The 9321-nt window shown below is 76.6% G+C and carries 1 protein-coding gene and 2 pseudogenes; all 3 read left to right on the top strand.

Features of this window, described 5'->3' with window-relative positions; all coding sequences use genetic code 11:
* Window positions 1-6103 (top strand): lonely Cys domain-containing protein (locus GA0115242_RS26440; protein ID WP_141721758.1); only part of this gene is annotated, 6103 nt, incomplete at its 5' end.
* Window positions 6104-6548: 445 nt separating this feature from the next.
* A pseudogene (locus GA0115242_RS41920) lies at window positions 6549-7079 on the top strand (type VII secretion system-associated protein); the annotation flags it as partial.
* Window positions 7080-7707: 628 nt separating this feature from the next.
* Window positions 7708-9321, top strand: a pseudogene (locus tag GA0115242_RS26430) (hypothetical protein); the annotation flags it as partial.

Below are 9321 nucleotides of genomic sequence, written 5' to 3'. Positions count from 1 at the left end.
ACCGCGCCCGCCCTCCCCGCGCTGGCCCCGGCCACCCCACCCCGCCCGGCAGCTCGCCGAGGCCCGGCTCGACCGGCTGCGGTCCGCCGACCCCGAACTCCGTGAAGGACCCCTCGACCTGGACCGGATCGCCCGCCGCGTCCTGCTGCTCACCGCGGGGGAGCCGGTGACCGGCGAGCAGCGGGCCGACCTGGTCCGGCTCGCGGCCGCTCCGGAGGCCGGGAACGCGCGCGACCTCGCCGCGCTCAGCGCCCGGTACCTGGTGGAGCGCGGCGCGTTCGACGACGTCTTCCGCGTCGCCGGACCCGGCGGCGCCCCGCGCGGCGTCAACTGGACCGGCACCCCCGTCCCGGCCGGACTCGACCTCACCGCCACCGCCGTGCGCACCCGCCCCGCCGACGGCGGCACGGTGGGCGAGCCGGGACCCGCGCCCTGGGCCACCGGGCCCGAGGCCCACCTGCTGGTGGCGACCGGCGGACCGCGCGTCCTGGTGCGGGGCCGCGCCGGGTTCGCGCGCCCGGTCGACGCGGACGTCCTCGCCGCGCTGCTCGCCCTCGACCCGGTCCTGATCGGCCGTCCGCAGGACACCCCGGTGGCCGTGATGGTCCCCGGGTTCGCCGACGGGAACACCGCGCCCGCGACGCTGGCCGCCCGCCTCGGCCGGACCGTGGCCGCCACCGGAGGCGTCCCGGCCGTGCTGACCCCGCCCGGCCGCACGAGCCCGGTGTTCGGGCTGCTCGCCACCGGGGACCCGGCCCGCGACGCCTTCGCCGTGACCCCGGCGGGCACCCCCGGCTGGGCCAGGGACGCGGACGGACTGCCGCTGGTCGCCGCCGACGGCACGCTGACCGGCGTCGCCTCCGTCGACCTCGGACCGTTCCCCGACCTGCCCTCGTTCACCCCCGGCCCGCACACCGCGACCACCCCGCTGCCCGACGGCCCGGCGCCCACCGCCGTCCAGGTCCCGGCCACGGCGACGGAGCCCGCAGCGCGGGTCTTCGCCACCCCCGTGGCAGCGGACCCGGCGGCCACGACCACGGTGAACGGCATCCCCGTCTCCTTCGCCGACGCGGCGACCGCCGGACAGCAGACCACCCAGGCGCCGCACGACCCGCAGGCGCACTACGACACCCTCATGCGGTCCCTCTACGGGCCGCATGAGGCGCCGGGGGCCAGGGACGCGCTGCGCCGCCTGAACGCGCTGCGCGCGGGCGTCCCCGCCCTGCGCGGCGGACCGCTCGACCTGGACCCACTGGCCCGGTACGTCCTCAGCCTGAACCCCGGCACCACGATCACCTCCACCGACCGCGCGGAGCTGATGGGGATCGCGATGGACCCCGCCGTCACCGGCGCCACCCGCCTCACCCAGCTCGCCGCCTTCCACCTCCACTCCAAGGGCGCCCTGGGCGCCGCCGTCCGCTTCCGCACCGCCAACGGCGTGAGCGGCGTCAACTGGACCGGCCGCCCCCTCACCGGCCCCCTCGACCTGACCACCGTCCACGACGGGGTGCGGCGCCAGGACGGCACCCTCGTCCTCGGCAGGCCCGCCGCCGCCGGATGGAGCGCCGGACCGACGCCGTACGTCCTGCTCGCCGACGGGGACACGGACACGGTCCTCGTCCGCGGCCCGCACATCTTCGAGCGCCGGGCCCCCAAGGAGGTCGTCGCCGAACTCCTCACCCTCGACACGACGTTGAAGGGCCTGCCGAGCGACGTGCCGCTGCTGATGCTCACCTCGTACGCGGCCACCGGCACCACCGTGCTGCCCCGCGGCACCGCCGTCGCCCTCGGCCGGGACGTCTGGTCGCCCAGCGGCGCCGTCGTCCTCGGCCCGCTCACCGGCCGCCCCGGCTGGACCGGCGTCGGCCTCGACGTGTCGCCCTCGCTCGGCATCGTCGGCGGCTGGCTGCTCAGCGACCCCACCCTGGCGCCCGCCCCCGAACCCGGCGGCGAGGAGTGGGAGCAGCAGGTCGTCTCGGTGCCCGTCATCGGCAAGGACCACCGCTCGACCGGGCACATGTCCGTCTCCCTCGCCGAGCAGCCCGCCCAACTGCGCACCCGCACCGCCATGATGACGACCCTCGCGACGGCCACCCACTACGTCCACTTCGACGTCGCGACCATGACCGTCAGCGAACCCGTCGAAGTGCCCTGGCGGGTCGACGACCCCGACGCCGAACCGTACTTCGAGGCCAAGCACGGACTGCCCGGCCGCAGCGCCTGGGAGGTGACCGGCGGGCAGACCGTCGTCACCTCCGGCGCCCGCACCTCCGGCGCCCTCGGACGGCGGCCCAGCCTCCGCGGCAAGGACCGCCTCGTCAAGATCGTCTGCTTCGCCGCCGAGCCCGGCACGAGCATGCTCACCGGCCCGTGGGGCGCCCCGCCCCACAACCCCGACCCGCTGGGCACCGTCTCCGAGGCGCAGCAGCAGGCCAACGACGGCCGCCAGACCGTCTACGCCTCCCGCCGCCGCGTCCTCACCCCGGTGCGCGGGCCGCGCGGCGAACACTTCGGCGTCGACACCGACCCGCGCGGCCAGGAGTTCGGCCTCGACCGGGTCCTGCCCGAGCCCGAGGGCACCGACCTCGACGACCGCGCCCGCGCCGCCGGACTCCACACCGGCCAGGGCCCCGCGCCCGACGACGTCCGCGCCCTGACCCTGCGCCTGGTGCGCCTGGTGCGGGTCGTGTTCGGCGCCGAGGTCGAACACCGGCCCGCCGACCACGCGATCCTGCTGCGCGGCGCGGGCGCGCTCGCCCTCATGGCCCGCAACGACCAGCGGCTGAACGGGCTCCCGCTGTTCACCCTCGACCTCTTCGACCGCGTCGCGGCCGCCGACCACCGCACCCACGCCCCCGGCACACCGCTCGACCGCGCGGCCAAGGCCCAGGTCCTGCGCCGGGCCGCCGAACACCTCGCCACCGACCCCGCCGCCGCCCTGTCGGTGTACGCGCGCATCCCGTCCGTGACCGACACCCTGCGCACGGTCCTGGCCCGCCCCGACCTCGACACCGTCGTCTCCCAGGTCCTGCTGCTCCCGGCCGGAGCACCGGTGGGCCCCGCCGAACGGTCCCGGCTGCTGTGGGCCGAGATCAGGATGCGGGAGATGCAGAACACCCTCCTGAACCGGGGCGGCCAGCAGGAACTGGACCGGGCCGCGGCCACCGCCCTGCACCTGCCGCAGCCCGACCCGGCGGTGCGCGACGGCTTCCTCCGGCTCGCCCGGTTCGCCGCCGCCGCCGGACGCGACCCGTTCCGGCTCGCCGAGGTCGGCGCCTACTACCTGGAGCTGGGCGGCGTCCACGCCCCCGCCTCCGCGATCCGCGCCCAGGACGGGTCCCTCATCGGCCGCGACCACACCGGCGCCCCGGCCGGGACCCTCGACTTCGACGCCACCCGGCTCACCCTGCTGCGCCGCGCGCCGGACGGGAGCACCGTCGTCGACTCCACCGTCCCCGCGCCCTGGTACACCGGGACCGTCATGGGCGCCGCCTCCGCCAAGCCCTGGCTGTACCGGGCCGGACGCCTCGACGCCGACCGGATCGACGTGCGCGGGGCCGCCGTGTCGCACGAGGAGTCCGCCGAGCTGATGTACCGGGACCCCGGCGCGGCCAACCTGCCGCTCGGCCACCCCGCCGTCCTGCTGGTCCCCGGCTCCCGCCCCCGTCCGGGCGACGCGCCGCACGACAGCCTGCCCGGCCGCGGCGCCCTGCTGACCGGCCGCCCGATGTGGGCCGCCCACGGCACACCGACCCTCCACACGGACCCGGCGACCGGCAGGACCACCGTCGCCCTGGAACCGGACGCCTCCGGCAACCCGCTCACCGCGGCCGACTTCGGGCTGATCAGGGCCCAGGACGTGCGCACCCCGGCGACCGGGTACGCGCCCCTCGCACAAGCCGCCGCGGCCCCCGGCACCACCGTCCCGGTCGCGCCCGCGCCGCCCCCGTCGTTCACCGGACAGGACAGGACCGACCCGACCGACCCGCCCCCGGCCGACCGGCCCTGGGAACGCACCGGACCCACCACGGGCCGGCTCCGTGACACCGCCTTCGAGCTGCACCCCGTCGCCTCGCCCGACGGCACCCTCGGCCCGGCGCTGGCCCACGCCCTGCGCACGGCCGGGGTCACCGGCCCCGCCGTCGACGGCGACCCGCGCCTGTGGGCGGCCCGCCGCGCGACAGACGCCGACCTCACCGGCGTCGACGTGCCACCCGTGGACGGCACCCGCGCCGTCCGGACCGCCGACCTGACCGCGGCCGGGATCACGCTCAACCCCGGCCAGGAGATGGAGGCGGTGATGCGCGGCGACCAGAGCCTGCCGCTGCGCCACTTCACCCTCACCCCGGTCCAGCGGCTGCGGCTGCTGGCCACCGACCCCGGCCTCGCCCCCGACCCGGCCGCCGCCGCCCGCGCCGTCGACACCGCCGCCCTCGCCGCCGCCGCGAGGGAACTCGGCCTCGCCGTCGCCCTCGTGGGCCCCGACGGCGTCACGACCGAACACGGCACCGGCGCGCGGACGTCCGTCCTGCTGGTCGACGACGGCGAAGGACACCTCGCCGGAACCGCCCTGTCCGACACACCCGCACCCGCGCCCGTGCTGTCGCCGAACCTGGTCGCCAAGGCCGGTTTCGAACTCGAACTCGGCGGTGTCACCGTGCCGTTCTACGCCCGGGGCGTCGTCCTCTTCCGCGGCGAGGGCTGGCGCCTGGAGACCGACACCCCCGACGACCCGCCCTACACCCGCTCCAACCTGGAGTTCGTCCTCGACCCCGTCTCCGACCTGGGCCGGGCCGAGGCCGCGCTGCGCCAGATCATCGGCATCGTGGCACGGATGCGGACCCTCGCCACCGCCACCCCCGACCGGCAGTTCACCCTCGCCGAGCTGTTCGACGGGGTCGCGGGCACCGACCCCGCCGGGCTCACCCGGGACGCCACCGTCACTGTCCAGGACCTCCGCTTCCGGACCACCCTCCAGGCCACCTACGGGTCCGGCCCCGCGGACGTCGGCGCCACCGCGGCCGACCTGCTCACACCGCAGGAGGCACAGCGCCTCGACGCGCGCACGACCGAGGTCACGGAGTTCTTCGCGCGCGAGCACGGCCGCCCGATGACGCCCCGCGCCCGTGAGTTCGCGCGCCTGATCGTCCTGTACCTGGAACGGGCGGGCGCCGCGCACGGCACGATCAAGGCGCGCTCCGTCCGTCGCCATGTCGTCGCCGCGTTCCGGCTGATGACCCGCAGCGACTTCTGCTCCATCCGGGACCAACTCCTCGACGACACCGATCGCGAGGACATCGACGCGCTGCTCCTGGTCCGCGACGGCCACGACATGCCCGGCCTCATGCGCGCCCTCGGTCACGGTCCGGCGGACCGGGTCTTCCACGATCCCTACGAGGACAAGGACAACAACCTCAACGAGGGCCCCACCCGCGTCGACTGGCTGCACTCGATCGTCCACGGCCGGGGCGAGGGCGCGTTCAAGAAGGACCTCCTGTCGCCGCCGCCCGGCTTCCCCCTGCACACCGGGAACCTCGACGTGGACTTCGGCATGGGCGCCATGGGCGTCGACGCCGAGAACGGTTACTTCCTGCTGGAGGCCCGCGCCGCCCCGTACCGCCCCTCGTCCATCCCCCTCAACGGCGTCGCCCTGCCCGTCCTGGCACGGGAGTTCATGGCCGCGATGGGCCACAATCCGGCCCTGACGACCGGCGGCAGCACCCTCACGCCCCGGCCCGAGGCGGTCGAGGCGGCCGGGCGGCTCGAAGAGCTGCTGACGTCGCTGCACACGACGCCCGAGGCCGCCCGGCGCGTCGGCGACCAGCGCACGGCCTTCGTCCAGCGGACGCTCGCGCGCGGTCTGCAACATCTCCACGACGACATCGGCAAGGCCCTGGCCCACCCCGGCTCGGCGGCCCTGGCCGACGCCCTGCCGCCGCTGCGCACGGTGGCCGAGCGGCTCCGCGACCTGCAACGCGCCTGGCTGACCCGGTCGCAGGAACTCGACGCCGTCTACAGCGCCTTCGCGGCCGCCGTCGCGGCCTACGAGACGGCGCTGTGGGACGCGGAGAACGCCGCCGCGCACCACGACGCGCTCCGGTGACGACGCGTGCGGGGACGGGCGTTACCTCAAGAACAGCTCAGCCGGGGGCCGAGTCGTCCCCCATGCGTGTGATGATGCGGGTATCTGATCTTCTCGATCGGTCGTCCGGACCGACGGCACCGGCCGTCCCCGACACCGGAGCCCCGGCGGCCCCGGACGCCCGGTCGAGCGGGGCGCGGACGCACCGGACCCGCCGTGGCGTCCGCCGCCCCGGGGGACGCGGCGGGCCGACCGCCGGGCCTCGGGACGCGTCCCCCGCACCGACCACGCCGAGCATTCCCCCCAGTCAGTCACCGGCCCAGTGAGCGAGGACAGCATGAGCGACAACGGCGCGACGGCCGCGGTCCCCCCGACCGACCCGGACGGGCCGTCGAGCGACGGCGCCCGGACCGTCGGTGACGATCCGGCGGCCACCGCCGGCATCACCGTCACCGAGGGCGACGGAATGCCGGAACCCCCCGAGGAGTTCGTCAGGGCGGCCCGGCTCGCCCCCGACCACTGGCTCTACCTGACCGACCCCGCCTGGCAGGGCGAGGGCGCGCCCCCGGACTGGGCCGTGGTCGGCCAGTGGCGCTCCGACGACACCGGCGAGATCGTCGAGTGGCAGGACAACGAGACCTACCAGCCCTCCCCGGAGGCGCTCGGCTGGCCCGAGCCCGAGGACGACGTGGACGCCGCGATCCAGCTCGCCACCACCGGCTACGGCCCGGCCGAGGACGTCGCGGCGGCCCTCGCCCGCGCGGAGGTCGCCGTCCTGGTCACCTCGGGCGGCGACCCGGTCAGCGCGTCGGCGCCCGACGGCACCCCGGTGGTCCCGGTCTTCACCGCGCCCCCCTACCTCCGCGCGGCGGGCCGCCTCGGGTTCGAACGGATGCCGGTGGCGGCACTGCTGGAGCGGATGCCCGAGGGCCACAGCCTCTCCATCAACAGCACCGCCCCGATCAGCATGGTGATGACGGTGGACGGCCTGGCGGACCTGGCGTCGGAGGTGGCCGCGCAGGCACAACTCGACGCGGAGACGGCGGGGATGGAGGACGCGGCGGGCGCGGACGGGACGGCGGAGGCCGCGCGCGACGGGGCGCCGGGGGAGCACCGGGAGTCCCTGGAACCCGGCCCCGACCGGGAGTTCGAGGCGGACGACGCCGACGACACCGACGACACCGACGAACCCGGGGAGTTGACGGCCCACGTGGTGACGGACCCCGTCGCCGACCGGGAGACGCCCGCGGGGACCACGGACTCCGGCGCGACCGCCGCCGGGAACCGCTGAGCCGACCTCGGCCGCGCGGGCGGTTCCCGGGAGTGCGCGGCGCGTTGCGCGGCAGCGTGGACGCGGTGCATCGGGGGCGTCGGGTGAGCGGTGCGCGGTGCGTTGCAGAGCGGCGGGCCGCGGTCCGGCGGGGCACCGGACGGTGCCGTGCGGTCGTGCGGAGGTCGAGAGGGTCCCGTGACCTGCTCGCCATGTTCACTCCGTACACTCCAAGTGCTCTGGTATGACAAGTCACTTCCCGCCCCAGGAGACGGCCGGCCGAGTGACCGCGTGATGAGAGAGATCCCGAGCGGGTGGGTCACGCCGGCCGGGTCGTGTGCGAAGGAGAGACGACGTGAGCCGTACCGGTGGTGGCCGGTCATGGTTGTTCGGCGGCCGGGACAAGGCGGAGCACGGGTCGGAGCGGCCCACCGCTCCCGCCGCGCCACCGGAGGACCCCGGCACCGCTGACCCGGAGTCCGCCCCGCCGCTGCTCACCGAGGAGTACGGCACGCTCGTGCTGCTGCGCGCGGCACACGACACCGCGATCAGCGAGACCGCCGTCCACGAACTCGCCGACCTGCTGGGCGCGGAGCCGGAGATCACCACCGTCGTCACCGGCGCGGTGGGACCGGGCAGCGCACCGGCGGGGGAGTTCTGGCAGCGCCTCAGCGAGGTCTTCGACACCCTCAGCGAGGCGGGCACCCGCACCGTGCGGCTCGTGATGTCCGGCGCGGGCCACGAACGGCCCGAACGCCCCTCCGTGGCACGGCGGGTGGCCGACGCCTGGAAGCTGGAGGTGATCGCCCCGGACGGCGAGGTCCAGATCGTCCCCGGCGGCTCCCTCTTCGTCCGCCCCGACCCGCCCGGCACCCGCGGCTGGTGGAGCTTCGCACCCGGCGTCCGCCCGGTGGCCCTCGGCTCACGCCAGCCCTCCCCGGCCTGGCAGGAAGGCGTCGAGCAGGTGCCCCAGCGCACCGACAGCGGCTGCTTCATCCACCAGATCCCGGCCGGGCTGCTGGCCCGCTCGCCCTACGCGACCGAACCGGAACGCGGCGACCTCTGCTACTCGGTGCCCGTCGACCCCCGGGGTCCGACCGTGCTGGTCGGCGTCCCCGAGGGCGGCGACCTCTCGGCGTCCGACGTCGGCGAGGTGCTCAGCGCGCTGCCCACCGCCCTCCACTCCCGGGTGCGGCTCGCCCCCGGCAGCCCCCGCGACATCCTGCGCACCGGCCAGCTCGCCGCGGAACTCCTCGGCAACGATGTCGTCGTCTACACCGGCATGCCGCTGCTCACGCCGAGCGCGCCCATGGAACGCGCCAGCGCGCGCGCCGTGCTGGTCGGCGCCGACGGTGCGCCGAGGTGGCGGCCGTTCGTCGACGCCGTGGTGTGCGCCCCCGGGCGCGAGGGCGAACCCGCGCCCGCGCCACGCCTGGTGCGCTGGAGCGTCCCCGTGCAGGGGCGCGGCAACCCCGAACCCGGCGTGGTGCGCCTCTCCGACCGCTGGCGGGCCACGGTGACCCGCGCGGGCCTGTGGATCACCGGCGAGGAGGGCGTCACGCTGGAGGGGACCCCGCCGCCGACCGCGCGCGAGGTGGACGCGGAGGGCCCCGCCATCGAGGTGGGCCGCCCCGGCGAGGAACTCGACGCCTCCCTCTGGCCCGAACTCGCCCGGCTGCTCGCCGGTCTGGGCTCGGACGTCGGCCGCCGGGCGCGCCTGTACGTCCACGGCACGGCGACGGACGGCGGCCGCGCCCTGCGCACCCTCGCGGCCCAGCACGGAGTCCGCACGGTCCGCTTCGCCCCACGCAGGGCGACGGCCCAGGCACCGCAGACGGGCGGGGCGGTGTCGCGCCCGCAGGGCGTCGCGTCCGACCCACGCGCGGGCACGGCGGTGCCCCGGCCCCAGGGTGCTGCGCCCGACCCCGCGCGGCGGGGTGGAGTCGCGGTCCCACGAGTGTTACGTCCG

This window comes from Streptomyces sp. SolWspMP-5a-2, from assembly GCF_900091845.1.
GTDB lineage: Bacteria > Actinomycetota > Actinomycetes > Streptomycetales > Streptomycetaceae > Streptomyces > Streptomyces doudnae.
This window is presented reverse-complemented; position numbering and strand designations above follow the sequence as displayed.